We start from the raw sequence: 16,936 nt of genomic DNA on the forward strand, positions 1-16,936 counted from the left end.
ACCCGCTCCCCCCGGAGCACCCGGCGGGGTCGGCCGCAGAGGCGGTCGGCCCCGCCGCGGCCCGTCTGCGACCTACAGCAGGCGGTCCAGCGTGATCGGCAGGTCCCGGACCCGTACCCCGGTGGCGTGGTGCACCGCGTTGGCCACCGCGGCCGCGACGCCCGTGATGCCCACCTCCCCCACACCCAGCAGGCCGAGCGGGGTGGTGGGGTCGGGTTCGTCGAGGTAGGAGACGTCGATCGCGGGGACGTCGGCCTGCACCGGCACGTGGTAGTCGGCGAGGCCGGCGTTCACGATGCGCCCGGTGCGCGGGTCCACCTGGGTCTCCTCGGTGAGGGCCGCCCCGATCCCCATCACGATCCCGCCGCGCAGCTGGCTGGTTGCGGTCTTGGCGTTCATCACCCGCCCCACGTCGAACACGCTGACCCAGCGCGTCACGCGCACCTCGCCGGTGTCCTCGTCGACCGCGACCTCGCAGAAGTGGGCGCCGGTGGCGGCCCGCACCTGGCGGCGCTGGTCGTTGATCATGCCCGCGAAGAACCGCACCTGACCGGCGACGCGGCCGACCGACGTCCGGGCGCCGACACGCCCCTCGAGCGAGGGCCGCCCGGCACGGGCGAGGATCGTCGCGTAGGTCTCCCCCGAGCCGTCCGCGGCGAAGAGGCCTCCGTCGCGCGCCGCGAGATCCCCGATCCGCCGCCCGCGCAGCGGCGAGCCGGCTGCGCGACGGGCCAGCGCGAGCGCGGACCGCTTCAGCTCCTCGCAGGCCCGCAGCACGCTCGCCGCCACGCTCGCGGTCTGCCCCGACCCACCCGCCATCGCTCCGACCGGCAGCACCGAGTCACCGTGCTCGACCGCGACCGTCTCGACCGGCACGCCGAGCGCGTCGGCCGCGATCTGCGACTGCACGGTGGCCGCGCCCACCCCGATCTCGTGCAGACCGCAGCGCACCAGGACGGTGCCGTCCATCGCGAGCCGGACGGTGACGTCCGCGGGAAGCTGGATCGGCATGTGGAAGGCGGTGGCGACACCCCAGCCGAGCAATGACCGCCCGTCGCGCATCGAACGGGGCTGCGGAGGGCGCTCGGCCCAGCCGAACCGCTGCGCGCCGCGCGCGTAGGCGGCCCGCAGGTTGCGATGGGTGAACCGCTTGCCGTCCAGCGGATCGCGCTCCGGCTCGTTGCGCATGCGCAGCTCGACCGGATCCATGCCGAGCTCGTGCGCCAGTGCGTCCATCCCGGACTCCAGGCCGAACGTGCCGACGGCTTCACCCGGTGCTCGCATCGCCGCGTTGGGCAGCATGTCGAGCGTCGCGGTGCTGTGCCGGACGAGGATGGTGCCGGCCGCGTAGAGGTGCTTGGACTGCGAGCCCACCGCCTCCGGCATGCCCCCCACGCGCCCGACCTGCGAGATCCCGGTGTGCACGAGCGCGGTCAGCGCGCCATCGCGTTCGGCGCCGAGCGCGACCCGCTGCACGGTGGGCGTGCGCCCGCCGACCGTGCGGAAGACCGCCTCGCGCGACAGCGCCAGCCGGACCGGGCGCTTCGCAACGCGCGCGGCCATCGCCCCCAGGATCGTGCCGGCCCAGACGAAGCCCTTCCCGCCGAACCCGCCTCCCACGTTCGGCGCGATGACGCGGACCCCGTCGACCGGCACGTCGAACCGCAGCGCGAGGTGGCGGCGCACGAAATCCATCGCCTGGGTGCTCTCGTGGACGGTGAGCCGCTCCCCGTCCCACACGGCGGTGGTGACGTGCGGCTCGATGGCGTTGTGATTGTGCGGCGGCGTGGTGAACCGCAGGTCGACCGACACCGGGGCGGCGGCGAGCGCCTGCTCCGCGTCACCCTTGCGGCCTCCGCCGGGCATCATCGGGAGCGCGCGCACCGGCTCGGCCGAGTGCTCGGCGGCGTGGAAGTCGGTGACGGCGGGCGCGGCGGCGTAGTCGACCTGCACGCGCCGCGCGGCTTCCACCGCCGCTTCCAGGGTCTCCGCGACGACGACCGCGACCGGCTCCCCGTTCCAGTGCACCTCGTCACTGCCGAGGTAGTCGACCTTCGTGCCGGACGCCATCGTGCTGAGGTCGAACGGGTTCACCCGCGCAGCCGGCGGCTTCAACGGCGGCGCGTTCCGGTGGGTGATCACGGCGAGCACCCCGGTCACGGCCTCGGCGGCCGCGGTGTCGATCGCGGTGATGCGCCCCCGCGCGATCGTGGAGTGCACGAGCGCGGCGTGCGCGAGGTCCGGGTAGGGCCGGTCGGCCGCGTACTCGGACTCGCCGGTGGTCTTGACCGCGCCGTCGACCCGGTCGATCGGCCGCCCCACCGCGGGGGTGGTGGCCGTCGTGGGCCGGGTCCGCTCCGGTGCCTGGGTCACGCCGCACCTCCGGTGCCCTCTGCTCGCTCCGCGGAGCTCCGCTCGGTTGCGAGCTGCCGGAGCACCGCGACGACCGCGCGCTGCGTCAGCTCGATCTTGAACTCGTTCTGCGGCCTGCCGACCGCGGGGGCCAGCTCGGCCGCGGCCGCACGGCGGAAGGACTCCTCGGTGGCCGGGGCGCCGAGCAGCAGACCCTCGGCCTCCGAGGCGCGCCACGGCCGCGGGGCGACTCCGCCCAGGGCGAGCCGCACGTCGGTGACCTCGCCGTCCCGCACCTCGAGCGCGGCGGCCACCGACACCAGCGCGAACGCGAACGAGGCCCGGTCGCGCACCTTGCGGTACCGCGAGGTCCGCGCGACGGGGGTCGCCGGCAGCTCCACGGCGGTGATCAGCTCGTCCGGTGCGAGGTCGGTCTCCACGTGCGGGGTGTCGCCGGGCAGCCGGTGCAGCTGCGCCACCGGGACCCGCCGGGCGCCGCGCACGCTCTCGAGAACCACGATCGCGTCGAGCGCGACGAGCGCCACGGCCATGTCGGACGCGTGGGCCGCGATGCAGTGCTCGCTGGTGCCCAGCACCGCGGTGGCGCGGTGGACGCCGCCGAGCGCGGCGCACCCGGTGCCGGGCTCGCGCTTGTTGCAGTCGGCGGAGAGGTCGCGGAAGTAGGGGCAGCGGGTGCGCTGCAGCAGGTTGCCCCCGACCGTCGCCATGGAGCGCAGCTGGCCGGAGGCACCGGACAGCAGCGCCTGGGCGAGCACCGGGTAGCGCGAGCGCACCAGCCGGTGCGCGGCGAGGTGGCCGTTGCGCACCAGCGCACCGATCCGCAGGCCGCCGCCGGGCAGCTCCTCGATGTCGGCCAGGGGCAGCCGGGTGAGGTCGACGAGCGTCTCGGGCCGCTCGACCTCCTCGCGCATGAGGTCCACCAGGTTCGTCCCGCCGCCGAGCGGACGCGCACCCGCCGCCACCACGTCGAGCGCGGTCGGCAGGTCGGGGGCGCTCACGTAGCCGAAGGGCCTCATCGCGCCACCTCCCCGGCCACGTCGCGGATGGCCGCGACGATGCCCTCGTACGCGCCGCAGCGGCAGAGGTTGCCGCTCATCCGCTCCCTGATCTCGGTATCGGTGAGCGGGATGTCGTCCGCGTCGAGGTCCGCGGTGACCGCGCTCGGGGCTCCGGCCCGGTGCTCGGCGAGCATGCCGAGCGCGGAGCAGATCTGCCCGGACGTGCAGAAGCCGCACTGGAAGCCGTCCTCGCGGATGAACGCCCGCTGCAGCGGGTGCAGGTGATCCGACTGCCCGATCCCCTCGACGGTGGTGATCTCGCGCCCGGAGTACTGCACGGCCAGCGCGAGGCAGGAGGCGATCCGCTCGCCGTCGACGAGCACGGTGCACGCGCCGCAGGCACCCTGGTTGCAGCCCTTCTTGGTACCGGTCAGGCCGACGTGCTCGCGCAGCGCGTCGAGCAGGCTGACCCGGGGGTCGAGCTCGAGGTGCCGGGTCGAGCCGTTGACGCGCAGCTCTACGGGAATCATGGCGGCCAGCGTAAGGCAACGCCGTTCCCTTAACAAGAGAACATCGTTGCCTTACTTCGGGGTAGGGTCGCCCGGTGAGCAAGGAGTTGGCCGCCGCTTTCCTGAGGGCCCGCCGGCCCGAGCAGAAGCAGCTGCGCTACGCCGCGATCCTCGACGCCGCGCGCGAGCTCGCCGAGCGCGACGGCGTGGGCGCGGTGAGCCTCACCGGCATCGCCGCGCAGGTCGGCATGCACAAGTCCGCCCTGCTCAAGTACTTCGAGACCCGCGAGGAGATCTTCCTGCGGCTCGCCGAGACGGAGTGGCGGGAGTGGGCCGCCGGGGCGGTCGCCGCGCTGCCGGCCGCCGGCCCGGCCCCCCACGACGTGGCCGACGCACTGGCGCGGTCCGTCGCCGACCGGCCGCTGTTCTGCCAGCTCCTGCTGCACTCGCCCCTCACGCTGGAACGCAACGTCTCGATCGAGGTCGTGCGCGCGTTCAAGCAGGCCATCCACGGGGCCATGGTCGAGGTTCAGCGCGCGCTGCAGCAGGCCCTGCCCGCACTCGACGCCGACGCGTGCACCGACCTGCTCATGACGTCCGGCCTCGTCGCGGCCGGGCTGTGGCAGACCACGCACCCGCCGCCGCAGGTGGCGGCCGTGTACGCGGAGCAGGCCGGCACGTACGCCTGCCCGGACTTCACGGCCTCGCTGACCCGGTTCGTGCGGGTCCACCTCACCGGACTGCTGCGGGAGTGACGCCTCAGGCGGCGTCGGGAGCCGGCTGCAGCGGCAACGCGCGCTGCCTCCAGTCGTCGTCGCGGCTCAGCGCGCAGACGGCGAGCACGCGGACGGTGAGCCAGTCGGCCCGGTGCCAGCACTCCTCCACGGCGGCGCGCAACCGGCCGCCGTCGGTGCCGGCCTCGTCGAGCAGGCCCTTCGCGTAGCCGGCCAGGAGCACGGCACCCGCTGCGGCGGCCGAGCCCTCCACGCCGAGCAGGAGGATGTCGCGCACGCCTGCAGCGTGCTGGTCGACCGCCGCGAGCAACGCGGGCACGGAGGCCGCAGCCGCCAGCCCCGGGACGCCCACCTGGTCCATCAGGCGCGCGAGCCACCGCTGCGCGTGGTGCTCGGCCCGATGGTTCGCCAGGTGGTCGAAGAGTCCTGCCACGATCGGGGAGGCTAGTCACCCCCGGCGGGCGGGGGAATCAGGGCGTGACGAAGCGCGCAGTGGTCGGTGCGCGCCGCAACCGGACGCGCACGGACCGCGAGCACCGACCCTGCTCAGAGCCAGATGCCCGGACCCCCGAACGGTCCGCGGGCCTCCCGGTCCGCGTCGTGTTCCTGGGGTTCCACGGCGTCCGCCGTGCGCAGCAACCACCAGACGGAGCCGAACGCCGCGACCACGACCACGGCGAACACCGACCCGGTCAGCGCCACGAGGCCCAGGACGATGGTGACCATCGCCCACTCCGGCACCGTGGTCTCGCCCGGGCGGGCACGCAGGTCCTCTCCGGCGTCGTGCCGGCGGACGGCCTCCGCCAACTGCTGGTCGTCCTCAGCGGTCCATTCCATGCCGCTCACCTCCCTCGTCGGGGGTACCCGGAACGGCCTACCAGCCACACGGCCGTTCCGCATCCTGCAACCGGGCGAGTGACCCGTTCAGCGGCGGGCCCGGAACCGGAACCTGTCGCCATTGCTCTCCACATCCGTGTACCCGAAGCCCGCCGCGCTGAGCCGGGCGGCGAGCGTGGCCGGGTCGATCGGGGTGAACACGTCGTCCACGTGCAGGGCGCGCCGAGCCGGGGTGTCCTCGCCGTCCGTGCCCACCAGCAGCCCGCCCGGACGCAGGACACGGGCGATCTCGACGAGCGCGCGGTCCTGCCCCTCCGGATCGGGGATGTGGTGCAGCATCGTGAAGCAGGCGGCCGCCGAGAAGCGTCCGGTCGGCAGCGGCATCGCCGTGGCGTCGGCCGTGACCACCTCGACCGGGCGACCCGCCATCCGCTGCCGCAGTGCCGCGGCCAGGTCCGGGTCGAGCTCGATCGCGGTGACCTGCGGGGCGCGCTCGACGAGCAGATCGGTGACCAGACCCGGCCCCGCACCGATCTCCAGGACGTCCGGGCCGAGCTCGTCATCGCCCAGCACCCAGGGCAGCAGCTCGTCGGCCACCAGCTGCGCCCACTCGGCGCTCGCGCACAGCCGCAGGTGCTCGTCGTTCACGCCGCCGCCCTCATGCCATCGCCCCCCGGGCGTCGAGGTGGCCTGCCAGGGAAGCGGCGGCCTGCTGCAGCAACGGCACGATCCGCTCGACGGCCGCCCACGTCACGCGCGTGTCGGGACCCGAGACCGACAGCGCCGTGGACGCCGGGCCACCCGGCACCGCCACGGCAACGCACCGCACACCCAGCTCCTGTTCGGCGTCGTCGACGCCGTAACCCTGGGCTCGGATGCGCTCCAGCTCGCGCGCCAGCCGGTCCGGGTCGGTGATCGTGTGCGGGGTCTGGGCCGCCATCCCGGTGCGGGCGAGGATCGCGCCGACCTCCGCGGGCGGCAGTTGGGCCAGCAGCACCTTCCCCACGCCGGTGCAGTGCACCGGCACCCGCCTGCCGACCTCGGTGAACATCCGCATCGAGTGCCGCGACGGCACCTGGGCCACGTAGACGACCGCGTCGCCGTCACGCATCGCGAGGTTCGCCGTCTCACCCGCCTCGTCGACGAGCTCGGCGAGCTGCGGGCGGGCCCACTCCCCGAGCATCCGCGACGCGGCGTCACCGAGCCCGATCAGCCGAGGACCCAGCGCGTAGCGACGGGACGGGAGCTGCCGCACGTACCCGGACGTCACCAGCGTGCGGACGATCCGGTGGATGGTGGGCAGCGGCAGCCCGGACCGGGTGGCCAGCTCCGAGAGCGCGACGGCCCCACCGGCATCGGCCATGTGCTCGAGCAGGGCGAAGGCGCGGTCGAGCGACTGCACGCCGCCGCCGCGGTCCGGCTGGCTCATCCGTCCACCCCGTTCCTCCTGCTGATCGAGCCCTCGACCCTATTCGGTCGGGATCACTCCCCTGTCCAGGTGGCCCGCTCCTTCCGGGCGAACGCGGCGACGGCCGAGGCGAAGTCCGCGCTCCCGTAGACGCGCGTGACGATGTCGTCGTCCTCGGGCAGGCCCGCGCGGCGCAGGCGCGTGACCGACTGCTTCGTGGCCCACATCGACAGCGGCGCGTGCGAGGCCAGCGTCGTGACGGTCTCGTCCAGCGCCGCGTCCAGCCCTGCCGCGTCGTCGACGAGCTGGGTGACGAACCCGGCGGCGTGCGCCTCCGCGGCGTCGAGCAGCCGGGCACGCAGCAGCATGTCCAGCGTGCGCGAGCGGCCCAGGTGCGCCAGGAGCAGCGCGGTGGTGTCCATCGACAGGCAGTTGCCCAGCGTCCGCGCGATCGGGATCCCGAACCGGGACGCGCTGGTGGCAATCCGCAGGTCGCAGGTGGCGGCGAGGCCGAGGCCCCCGCCGATGCAGTACCCGTCGACCGCGGCGACCGTGGCCACCTCGGTGTCCTCCAACCGGCGCAGGATCCGGGTCATCCGCTCCTCGTACTCGACGCCCTTGGCGCCGTCGAAGCCGGAGAACTGCCCGATGTCGGTGCCGGAGACGAAGGCCTTCCCGCCCGCGCCGCGCAGCACGAGCACGCGGATGTCGCGGTCGGCGTCGGCCTTCTCGCACGCGTCGTACAGGCCCTCGTACATCGCGAACGTCAGCGCGTTGTAGGCCTTCGGGCGGTTGAACGTCACGCGCAGGACGGGCCCGTCCTGCTCGACCAGCAGGTCGTTCTCAGTCGTGGTCATCGCTGCATCGTCCCGACACGCTCCTCGATCTCGTCGTCCACGTAGCCGAACTCACCCCGGCCCGGCACCTACAGCCACCCGGGCGCGACCAGCAGCAGCCAGGTGATCGGCGGGGTGAGGAGCACCATCGAGAAGCCCCACACGAGGAGCCGCTTGTAGACGTAGTCGCGGTGCTCCTCGGGGGCGTTCGCCACGGTGAGGGCTCCCGAGGTGGAGTACGGGCTCGAGTCGACCACGGACGACGAGATCGCGAACGCCGTGATGACGCCGACCACACCGAGCTGCCCGCCCATCAGCAACGGCACCGCGAGCGGGATCAGCACGGTGATGATGCCCGTGGTGGAGGCGAACGCCGAGACGACGGAGCCGATGTAGAACAGCAGCAGAGCGGCCAGCAGCGGAATGGCGAGCCCGGCGACGCCCTCGCCGAGGACGTCGATCGTGCCGTTCTCCTCCATGAGGGCGACGTAGGTGGCCACGCCGCAGACCAGCAGCACGGTCGGCCAGGCGACCTGGGCGACGGCGCCCTTGTACGCCTGCGGCGACAGGATCGACAGCACCACGGCGGCGGTGACGGCGAGAAGCCCGACGTCGAGCTGGAAGCCCAGCGCGCCCACCGCGACGCCGAGCAGCGCCACGAGCGTGAACGTCCGGTTGCGGTCGAGCGTCGTGACCGACCGGCGCTCGCCCTCGGTGAAGCCGGCGCCGGTGGCACCCGTGGTGGTGCTCTTGGCTGCGCCGGGCCCGCCGCCCGGTGCGACCTCGGGTCCGCCCACCGCTGCCGGCTCCTCGGCCACGCGGCCCATCAGCTGGCGCCCCCCGAACAGGAAGAACGCAACGACGTTGAGGAGGGTGTTGAACACGAGGCTGCCGAGGAAGAGGACCAGCGGGTCGCCGGGCAGGCCTGCCGCGTCCACCACGCCGTTGGTGATCGCGCCGAAGATGCTGAGCGGCGAGAAGCCACCTGCCGTCGCCCCGTTGATGATCGACAGACCCATGATCATCGGGTTGATTCGGTGCTGCACCGCGAGGCTGAGCCCGATCGGCGCGATGATCGCGACCGCCGCCGGCACCACCGACCCGAACGCCGTGAGTACGGCAGTGATCGCGAACATGATCCACGGGATCAGCACGATCCGGCCGCGCACGGCGCGCACCGACCGGTCGACGAGCCAGTCGACCGTGCCGTTGGCCCGGGCGATCGCGAACAGGAACGTGACACCGACCAACGTCACGAACAGGCCGCCGGGGAAGCCGGCGACCACTCCGTCGGCAACGTCGCCCGGAGAGCCTTCCAACGCGATCGACCCGACGATGAAGGCCGCCACCAGCGCGATCGCGCCGAGGTTGATCGGCAACGTCGTGGCGATCACGAACGCGACCACCATCAGGAGGATCGAGATCAGGTGGATTGACATGGGCACTTCCTCACGGCGGCGTTGTCGGAGGTGTTCCGCATCGCGGAAGTATGATTCCGGCGAGGAGTATGGTTCCGGTCACTCGAAGCGTCAACCCCGGGAGCCTCCGCCGCCGACGGCAGGTGGACGGCGCAACCGCGATGCGGTAGTTCTCTTCCGCGATACGACATTGGAGGTCCGCGCGTGCACACCACCGGAGGGCGTCACTTCCTGCAGATCCCCGGTCCGACGAACGTGCCGGACCGGGTTCTGCGGGCCATGGCCGCACCCACGATCGACCATCGCGGACCGGAGTTCGCGGAGCTGACGAAGGCCGTGCTGCCCGCACTCGGGCCGGTGTTCGGCACCGCGGGACCGGTTGTGATCTATCCCTCGTCCGGCACCGGCGCCTGGGAGGCCGCGCTGGTCAACACGCTCAGCCCCGGCGACCGGGTGCTGATGAGCGAGACCGGGCACTTCTCCACGCTGTGGTCCGAGCTCGCCGGCCGGCTCGGCCTGCAGGTCGAGATCATCCCGGGCGACTGGCGCCACGGCGCCGACCCCACCGCCATCGGGGAGCGCCTCGCGGCCGACACCGCCCGCGAGATCAAGGCCGTCTGCGTCGTGCACAACGAGACCTCCACCGGCGTCACCAGCCGGGTGCCCGACGTCCGCGCCGCCATCGACGACGCCGGCCACCCCGCGCTGCTGCTCGTCGACACGATCTCCTCGCTCGCGTCCATCGACTACCGCCACGACGAGTGGCGCGTGGACGTCACCGTCGCCGGGTCGCAGAAGGGCCTGATGCTGCCCCCGGGCCTCGGCTTCAACGCCGTCAGCGAGAAGGCGCTGGCCGCGGCGGGATCGGCCGGGCTGCCGCGGTCGTACTGGGACTGGCGACCGATCATCGAGGCCAACGCGCGCGGCTTCTTCCCCTCCACCCCGGCCACCAACCTGCTCTACGGCCTGCGCGAGGCGTGCACGATGCTCGCCGAGGAAGGGCTGGAGCACGTCTTCGCGCGCCACCAGCGCCACGCCGCCGCCACCCGCGCCGCCGTCCGCGCGTGGGGTCTGGAGGTGCTGTGCGCCGACGAGCGCGAGCACTCCGGCGCGCTCACCGCCGTGCTCGTGCCCGAGGGCCTCGACGCCGACGCGGTGCGCCGGATCATCCTCGAGAAGTTCGACATGTCGCTGGGCGCCGGACTGGGCAAGCTCGCCGGCAAGATCTTCCGGATCGGGCACCTCGGCCACTTCAACGACCTGACGCTGGTCGGCACGCTGGGCGGCGTGCAGATGGGGCTGCAGCTGGCCGGAGTCCCGATCAAGCCCGGTGGTGTGGAGGCGGCGCTGGAGAGCCTGCGGGAGGCCGCCGCATGACGCGCGTCCTCGCCGGCAGCACGGATCTGCAGCGAGCACTGGACCGTGAGCTCGAGGGCGAGGTCCTGTTCGACGACTACACCCGCCACCTCTACTCGCGCGATGCCAGCATGTACGCGATCACGCCCGTCGGCGTGGTCGCGCCCCGGCACGCGGGCGACGTCGTCACCGCGGTGCGGCTGGCCGCCGAGCACGGGGTGCCCGTGCTGCCCCGCGGCGGTGGCACCAGCCTCGCCGGGCAGACCGTCGGCGAGGCGCTGGTGCTCGACTTCGCCCGGCACATGAGCACGATCGTCGCGCTCGACCCGGAGGCGCGCACCGCCCGCGTGCAGCCGGGCGTGGTGCAGGACCAGCTCAACCGCGCCGCCGCACGGCACGGCCTGATGTTCGGACCGGACACGTCGACGTCCAACCGCGCCACGCTCGGCGGGATGATCGGCAACAACTCCGCGGGCAGCGGCTCCGTCCGCTACGGGATGACGATCGACCACGTACGCGCGCTCGACGTCGTGCTCTCCGACGCCTCGACGGCCCGCTTCGGCCCGGTCGACGAGGCCGAGCGCGCCCGCCGCGCCGTCGGCGACACGCTGGAGGCGGCGCTCTACCGGGAGCTGCCCCTGCTCGTCGACGCGCACCGCGACGCGATCAGCGGCGGATTCCCGAAGTTCTGGCGGCGGGCCGGGGGTTATCGCCTCGACCGGCTCACCGACTCGTTCGACCTCGCGAAGTTCGTGGTGGGCTCGGAGGGCACGCTCGTCGTGGCCACCGAGGCCGAGGTCGGGCTCGTGCCCAAGCCACCGACCACCGTGATCGCGGTGGGGCACTTCCGCTCCACCCAGGCCGCGATCGACGCCACCGAAGACGCGTTGGCCTGCGACCCCGCGGCCGTCGAGCTGATGGACCGCACGATCCTCGACCTGTCCCGCCAGAAACACGAGTACGCCGCGCTGGGCACGATCCTGAGCGACGACCCGGACGCCCTGCTGTTCGTCTCCTTCAGCGGCGACGACCGCGCCGCGCTCACCGTGCAGCTGGATCGGCTGACTGCGCTGTGGGAGAAGCACGGGCACGGCTACCACACACTGCGTGCCGAGACCCCTGCGCAGCAGGCCGCGCTGCTCAAGGTCCGCAAGGCCGGCCTCGGGCTGCTGATGGCCGCGAGCACGGGCACCAACCGGCCCGCCGCGTTCGTCGAGGACACCGCCGTCGACCCGGCCCGGCTCGCCGAGTACACCGCGCGCTTCGCGAAGGTCCTCGACCGGCACGGGATGCGTGCGGGGTTCTACGGCCACGCCTCGGTCGGCTGCCTGCACGTGCGCCCGTTCGTCGACCTCTCCCGGCCCGACGAGGTCGCGAAGATGCGGTCGGTCGCCGAGGAGATCCGCGACCTCGTCGCCGAGTTCGGCGGGGCCAACTCCTCCGAGCACGGCGACGGCCTCGCCCGCAGCGAGTTCAACCGGCAGCTGTTCGGCGACGAGCTCTACGAGGCGATGCGCCGGGTCAAGGGGATCTTCGACCCGGACGACCGGATGAACCCCGGCAAGATCGTCGACGCGCCGTCGATGACCTCGCACCTGCGGGAACCGGCGCTGCCGCCGCCCGGGCCGCTGACCACGGCCCTGGACTTCACCGTCATCGCGGGCGGCGAGCACGGCATGCGCGGTGCCGCCGACCGGTGCATGAACATCGGCGTGTGCCGCAAGGACGACACCGGCGTCATGTGCCCGTCGTACATGGCCACCCACCGCGAGGAGGACGCCACCCGCGGGCGGGCGAACGCGCTGGTCAAAGCGCTGTCCGAGCCCGATCCGCGCACCGCGCTCGGCGACGACCGGCTGCACGAGGTGCTCGACCTGTGCCTGATGTGCAAGGCCTGCAAGAGCGAGTGCCCGCTGTCGGTGGACATGGCCACGCTCAAGGCCGAGGCCCTGCACCACAAGCACGAGACGAAGGGCATCCCGCTGCGCTCGCGGGTGTTCGCGGGCATCCGCGGCCTCAACCGCCTCGGCGCAGCGAGCGCCCCCCTGGCCAACCTCCCGAACCGCGTGCCCGCGCTGCGCAAGCTGATGGCGAGGGCGATCGGTATAGCTCCGGAACGCCCGCTCCCCACGTTCGCGGCGGAGACGCTGATGTCGTGGTGGCACTCCCGGGAGGTTCAGGAAAGCCACATTCATGAACCTGCAGGGCAGGAAAGTGGCTTTCCTGAACCTCGGAGCCGGGGGCCGCTCACCTTTCTCGGGGATTCGTTCACCTCCTTCACCGAGCCTGCCATCGGGATCGCGGCGATCGAGCTGCTGGAGCTCGCCGGCTGGGACGTGCGGCTGGAGTCCGGGGGGTGCTGCGGGCGCGCGGCGTTCTCCAAGGGGATGCTCGACCAGGCGAAGCGGCAGGCGTCGGGACTGGTCGACGCGCTGGCCGGCACGCAGGGTCCGATCGCGGGCGTCGAGCCGTCCTGCGTGCTCACCCTCGGCGACGAGCACCGGGCCCTGCTGGGCGCCGACGACCCCCGCGTCGCCGACGTGGCCGGACGCGCCCGGCTCGTGGACGAACTGCTCGTCGAGGCCATCGACGACGGCGCGCTGCGCCTGCGCGAGGACGCCTGGCCCGCCGGGCACCGGATCCTCTACCACGGCCACTGCCACCAGAAGGCCGAGGTCGGCACCGCCGCCACCGTGGCCCTGATGAAGCGGATCCCCGGCGCCGAGGTCGTCGAGGTCGACGCCGGGTGCTGCGGGATGGCCGGCTCGTTCGGGTTCGAGGCCGAGCACTACGAGGTGTCGATGCAGGTGGGCGAGGACCGCCTCTTCCCCGCCGTCCGCGCCGAGCCCGGAGCCACGGTCATCGCCGCCACGGGTGTCTCCTGCCGTCAACAGATCGCCCACGGCACGACGCGGCGGGCCCACCACCCGGTGGAACTGATCCGCGCCGCCCTGGCCTGACCATCAGCCTGTGAGTGGATACGAGTGCTGCAGCACTCGTATCCACTCACGACCGCGTCAGCGGAGCGGTTCGACCTCGCCGACCGGCTCGCCGTGGCCCAGGACCGGGACCCGGCCGATCTCGTCCAGGCCCTCGATGCCCAGGGCGGCCGTGACGACCGGCGGTACCGGGCGCGCGGAGCCGTCCGCGATCTTGACGGCCACCGCGCCGCCGTCGGGCAGGGCCGCGGCGAACACGCCCTCGGCGCCGTCCTTCGCGACGAGACCGGGCACGGCGCCGATCAGCTGCGTGGCGAACCGCCCGGTGCCGCCCAACCACCACGGATGGGCGCGCACCGCCGTGGCCACCCGGTGCTCGGGCGTCCCCGGCGCGGCCGTGGCGATCCGGGCGAATGCCCGGGCCAGGCCCGTCACGGTGCAGGAGAACAGGGGCGCGCCGCAGCCGTCGACGGTGGTGTGCGCCGGGTCGCCGTCGCCGGTCAGCTCGGCCACCGCGGCCTGCACGGCCTGCTGCAGCGGGTGCGCCGGGCCCCGGTAGGCGGCGCGGTCCCAACCCGCGGCGACGCACGTGGCCAGCATCGCCGCATGCTTGCCCGAGCAGTTCTGCGTGAGCGACGACGGCTCGTTCCCGGCCGAGCGCCAGGCGAACGCGGCGCCGGCGTCGAGCGGGAGGGCGGGGGTGTTCTGCAGGTCGGCGACGTCGAGCCCGGCACCGTCGAGGATGCGGCGGACGCCGGCGAGGTGCGCGGGCTCGCCGGAGTGGCTGGCGCAGGCGAGTGCGAGCAGCTCGTCGTGGAGGTCGAGGCCACTGCGCAGCATCGCGACCGCCTGCACGGGCTTCAGCGCCGAGCGCGCGAAGAACGTGACGTCCGGGTCGCCGCGCCGCAGCCGCACCGCCCCGTCCGGCCCGAGCACGACCAGGTGCCCCCGGTGCACCGACTCGACCACCCCGCCGCGCACCACGTGCGCCAGGACCTCGGCTCCGTCCTCGATCACATCGACACGCTATGCCGACGACGCCGCCGCCGGGCACCGGAACCCGGATCACCGCCTTCATGGTCACCGAACCGGCGCAGGAGCGGCGAGATACCGCCGCGGGCGCACCCATCCGGCGATCATGACCGGTGCGGCGTCGATTGGCTCACGAAGATCACCGGCCTCGCCGATCACCGCCACGTGATCGATCCGAGCCGCACACCAGCGCTGCCGCCACCACCCCGACGTACACCTCGCCCCGATCACCACCACCTGATCCACCCGAGCCGCACACCAGCGCTGTCGCCACCACCCCTACGTACGGCTCACCGCGATCACCGTGATCCATCCGACCCGCGCATCGGTGCTGCCGGCACCACCGCCACGTGCGGCTCGTTCCGATCATCGCGGCGCCGACTACGCCGCAGGCGGTAGGGCGGGGCACTCCCGTCGGCCGACGTGCGGGACGCCTCGGCTGGCTAGCGTCACCCGCATGCGAGCCGACCTGCGTCCGGGCTGGTGGGGAGGGGTGCTGCCCACCGTCGTGCTGCCTGTCGCCGTCGGGGTGGTGACGCTCGTCGGCACCGGGTTCGCGGAGCAGGCCGGCACCGGGCTGCGCCCGCTCGACCTGCTCGGGCGGGTCCTGCTGCTGGCCGGTCCGGCCGCGCTGGTCGTGCGGCGGTGGAACCCGCCGGTCGTGTTCGCCGCGGTCGGTGCAGTGCTGCTGGTCTACCTCGCCGCCGGGTACCCGTTCGGGCCGGTGCCGCTCGCGACCTTCGTCGCGCTCGGGAGCACCGTCGGGCGCGGGTACCGGCGGGCGGGCTACGGGATCGCCGTCGTCGTCTTCGCCGGAGTGGTCCTGGTCCACGTGCTGCGCCAGCCCGGCCTCGGGTTCCCGCTCGCCGGCGTGGCGGCGTGGTCGGCGTGGATCGCCGCGCTCGTCGCGGCCGCAGAACTGTGGCGCGCCCGCCGGGACCGGCGCGAGCAGGCCCGGGCAGCCGCGGCCGAGGCGGAGCGCAGGCGCGGGAGCGAGGAGCGGCTGCGCATCGCCCGCGACCTGCACGACGTGCTCGGCCACCACGTCTCCCTGATCAACGTCCAGGCCGGCGTGGCGCTGTACCTGATGGACGACGACCCGGAGCAGGCCCGCTCGGCGCTGACCGCGATCAAGCAGTCCAGCCGGGACCTGCTGCGCGAGATGCGCTCCACGCTCGGCGTGCTGCGCGGCGTCGACGAGGAGCCCCCGCGCGACGCGGTGGCGGGCCTGGCCCGCGTGGACGACCTCCTCGACGCCACCCGCGCCGCGGGCCTCCCGGTCACGGTGCAGATCGAGGGCGAACCCCGCGCGCTGCCACCGAGCGTCGACACGGCGGCGTACCGGATCATGCAGGAAGCTCTGACCAACGCGCGCAAGCACGCGGGGCCCGCGCGGGCATCGGTGCTGCTGGCCTACACCCAGGACGGACTCGACATGCGCATCGACGACGACGGCACGGGCCCGGCGGACGACTCCGGCAGCGGCAACGGGCTGCCCGGCATGCGGGAGCGCGCCGCGGCGCTGGGCGGCACCCTCACCGCGGGGCCGCGGCCCGGTGGCGGCTTCCGGGTGGACGCGCACCTGGTCGCGGGCGGAGCCGGCCGATGATCGGCGTGCTCCTGGTGGACGACCAGGCCCTCGTGCGCGCCGGGTTCCGCGCACTGCTGCGCGCCCAGGCCGACATCGAGGTCGTCGGCGAGGCCGAGGACGGCGCCACCGCCGTGACGGCAGCCCGCGACACCCGCCCCGACGTCGTGCTCATGGACATCCGGATGCCGGGACGCAACGGCCTGGACGCCACGAAGGACATCGTCGCCGACCCGCGCCTGTCGGGCGTCCGCGTGATCGTCCTGACGACGTTCGCCGAGGACGCGTACGTCTTCGACGCGATCCGCAACGGCGCGAGCGGCTTCCTGGTGAAGGACATCGAGCCGGTGGAGCTCGTCCACGCGATCCGGGTGGTGCACGGCGGCGAGGCGCTGCTGTCCCCGGTGGTGACGCGGCGGCTGATCGAGGAGTTCGCGGCGCGGGCCAAGCCGCCGCAGCCGGCCAAGCAGATCACCGCGCTGCTCGACCAGCTCACCGAACGCGAGCGCGAGGTGGTGGCCCTGGTGGCCGCCGGGCTGTCGAACGACGAGATCGCCGAACGCCTCGTCGTGAGCCCGGCGACGGCGAAGACGCACGTCAGCCGAGCCATGATCAAGCTGGCCGCCCGCGACCGCGCGCAGGTGGTGGTCCTCGCCTACGAGAGCGGGCTGGTCCGGCCCGGCTGGACCGGTTGACGACCGACCCAAATCACTCCATCGTGTGCCTCAGCGCACGGCTTGCGGGCCGACGTCGTCTTGCGGGGGAGGAGCGCAGGGAGCGAGGTACGAGCGACCGAGCACCGGAGGAGCAAGGCGGCGTCACCAAGGGCCCGCAAGCTCGCCGGAGCGAAGCGGAGGCAATTGAACACGGAGGTGGGCGGGGTGGACTCCGAACCGACGTCGAAGGTG

15 protein-coding genes are annotated in these 16,936 nt (G+C 73.4%); 5 read left to right on the plus strand and 10 right to left on the minus strand.

All coding sequences use genetic code 11. From position 1 onward, the window contains the following. Positions 1–72: 72 nt before the first annotated feature. From CFP66_RS05865 to CFP66_RS05875, 3 genes are read right to left on the minus strand one after another with little or no spacing between them, the layout of a single operon-like run. Positions 73–2,373 (minus strand): xanthine dehydrogenase family protein molybdopterin-binding subunit, encoded by a 2,301-nt coding sequence (locus tag CFP66_RS05865; RefSeq protein ID WP_094920892.1) that lies wholly within the window; start codon positions 2,371–2,373, stop codon positions 73–75. Continuing rightward, positions 2,370–3,389: a xanthine dehydrogenase family protein subunit M gene (locus CFP66_RS05870; protein WP_094920893.1), complete on the minus strand. Its 1,020-nt coding sequence runs from the start codon at positions 3,387–3,389 to the stop codon at positions 2,370–2,372. Before CFP66_RS05870 ends, CFP66_RS05865 begins: the two co-directional genes overlap by 4 nt. Then, a complete protein-coding gene (locus CFP66_RS05875; RefSeq protein WP_094920895.1) occupies positions 3,386–3,901 on the minus strand; it encodes a 2Fe-2S iron-sulfur cluster-binding protein in 516 nt (171 codons plus the stop codon). The genes CFP66_RS05870 and CFP66_RS05875 overlap by 4 nt, the downstream gene beginning before the upstream one ends. Before the next feature lie 74 nt (positions 3,902–3,975). Here CFP66_RS05875 and CFP66_RS05880 point away from each other — a divergent pair, with 74 nt between their 5' ends. Further along, the gene (locus CFP66_RS05880; RefSeq protein ID WP_094920896.1) at positions 3,976–4,635 is read left to right on the plus strand and encodes a TetR/AcrR family transcriptional regulator; all 660 of its coding nucleotides are present in this window, start codon (positions 3,976–3,978) and stop codon (positions 4,633–4,635) included. A gap of 4 nt (positions 4,636–4,639) precedes the next feature. Here the strand turns inward: CFP66_RS05880 and CFP66_RS05885 are convergent, their stop codons facing one another. The 6 genes from CFP66_RS05885 to CFP66_RS05910 all read right to left on the minus strand — a co-directional run bounded on the left by CFP66_RS05885 (position 4,640) and on the right by CFP66_RS05910 (position 9,134). Then, positions 4,640–5,047 (minus strand): DUF6401 family natural product biosynthesis protein, encoded by a 408-nt coding sequence (locus CFP66_RS05885; RefSeq protein ID WP_233159162.1) that lies wholly within the window; start codon positions 5,045–5,047, stop codon positions 4,640–4,642. 113 nt (positions 5,048–5,160) lie between these two features. Then, positions 5,161–5,451 carry a hypothetical protein gene (locus CFP66_RS05890; protein ID WP_094920898.1) on the minus strand — a complete coding sequence of 97 codons (291 nt, stop codon included), beginning with the start codon at positions 5,449–5,451 and terminating at the stop codon, positions 5,161–5,163. A gap of 87 nt (positions 5,452–5,538) precedes the next feature. Further along, a complete protein-coding gene (locus CFP66_RS05895) occupies positions 5,539–6,099 on the minus strand; it encodes a class I SAM-dependent methyltransferase (protein WP_094920900.1) in 561 nt (186 codons plus the stop codon). Positions 6,100–6,109: 10 nt separating this feature from the next. Next, entirely contained in the window at positions 6,110–6,880 is a 771-nt protein-coding gene (locus CFP66_RS05900; RefSeq protein ID WP_094920901.1) for an IclR family transcriptional regulator, read from the minus strand. A 53-nt stretch (positions 6,881–6,933) separates the two neighbouring features. Beyond that, positions 6,934–7,716 (minus strand): enoyl-CoA hydratase/isomerase family protein, encoded by a 783-nt coding sequence (locus CFP66_RS05905; protein WP_094920903.1) that lies wholly within the window; start codon positions 7,714–7,716, stop codon positions 6,934–6,936. Between the two features lie 68 nt (positions 7,717–7,784). Then, positions 7,785–9,134, minus strand: coding sequence for an SLC13 family permease (locus CFP66_RS05910; protein WP_094920904.1), 1,350 nt, complete (start codon positions 9,132–9,134; stop codon positions 7,785–7,787). A 183-nt stretch (positions 9,135–9,317) separates the two neighbouring features. Here CFP66_RS05910 and CFP66_RS05915 point away from each other — a divergent pair, with 183 nt between their 5' ends. Both CFP66_RS05915 and CFP66_RS05920 read left to right on the plus strand, forming a co-directional pair. After that, complete coding sequence (locus CFP66_RS05915; protein ID WP_094920906.1) at positions 9,318–10,490, plus strand: alanine--glyoxylate aminotransferase family protein; 1,173 nt, start codon at positions 9,318–9,320, stop codon at positions 10,488–10,490. Beyond that, complete coding sequence (locus CFP66_RS05920) at positions 10,487–13,429, plus strand: FAD-binding and (Fe-S)-binding domain-containing protein (RefSeq protein ID WP_094920907.1); 2,943 nt, start codon at positions 10,487–10,489, stop codon at positions 13,427–13,429. Before CFP66_RS05915 ends, CFP66_RS05920 begins: the two co-directional genes overlap by 4 nt. A gap of 57 nt (positions 13,430–13,486) precedes the next feature. Here CFP66_RS05920 and CFP66_RS05925 read toward each other — a convergent pair whose 3' ends face one another. After that, positions 13,487–14,425, minus strand: a complete 939-nt coding sequence (locus CFP66_RS05925; RefSeq protein WP_233159163.1) for an asparaginase — start codon at positions 14,423–14,425, stop codon at positions 13,487–13,489. Positions 14,426–14,897: 472 nt separating this feature from the next. Here CFP66_RS05925 and CFP66_RS05930 point away from each other — a divergent pair, with 472 nt between their 5' ends. After that, on the plus strand, positions 14,898–16,049 hold the full coding sequence (locus tag CFP66_RS05930) for a sensor histidine kinase (protein WP_094920909.1): 1,152 nt from the start codon (positions 14,898–14,900) through the stop codon (positions 16,047–16,049). Beyond that, positions 16,046–16,723, plus strand: a complete 678-nt coding sequence (locus CFP66_RS05935; protein ID WP_094920910.1) for a response regulator transcription factor — start codon at positions 16,046–16,048, stop codon at positions 16,721–16,723. Before CFP66_RS05930 ends, CFP66_RS05935 begins: the two co-directional genes overlap by 4 nt. Positions 16,724–16,936 lie beyond the last annotated feature (213 nt).

Source organism: Pseudonocardia sp. MH-G8 (assembly GCF_002262885.1).
GTDB lineage: Bacteria > Actinomycetota > Actinomycetes > Mycobacteriales > Pseudonocardiaceae > Pseudonocardia.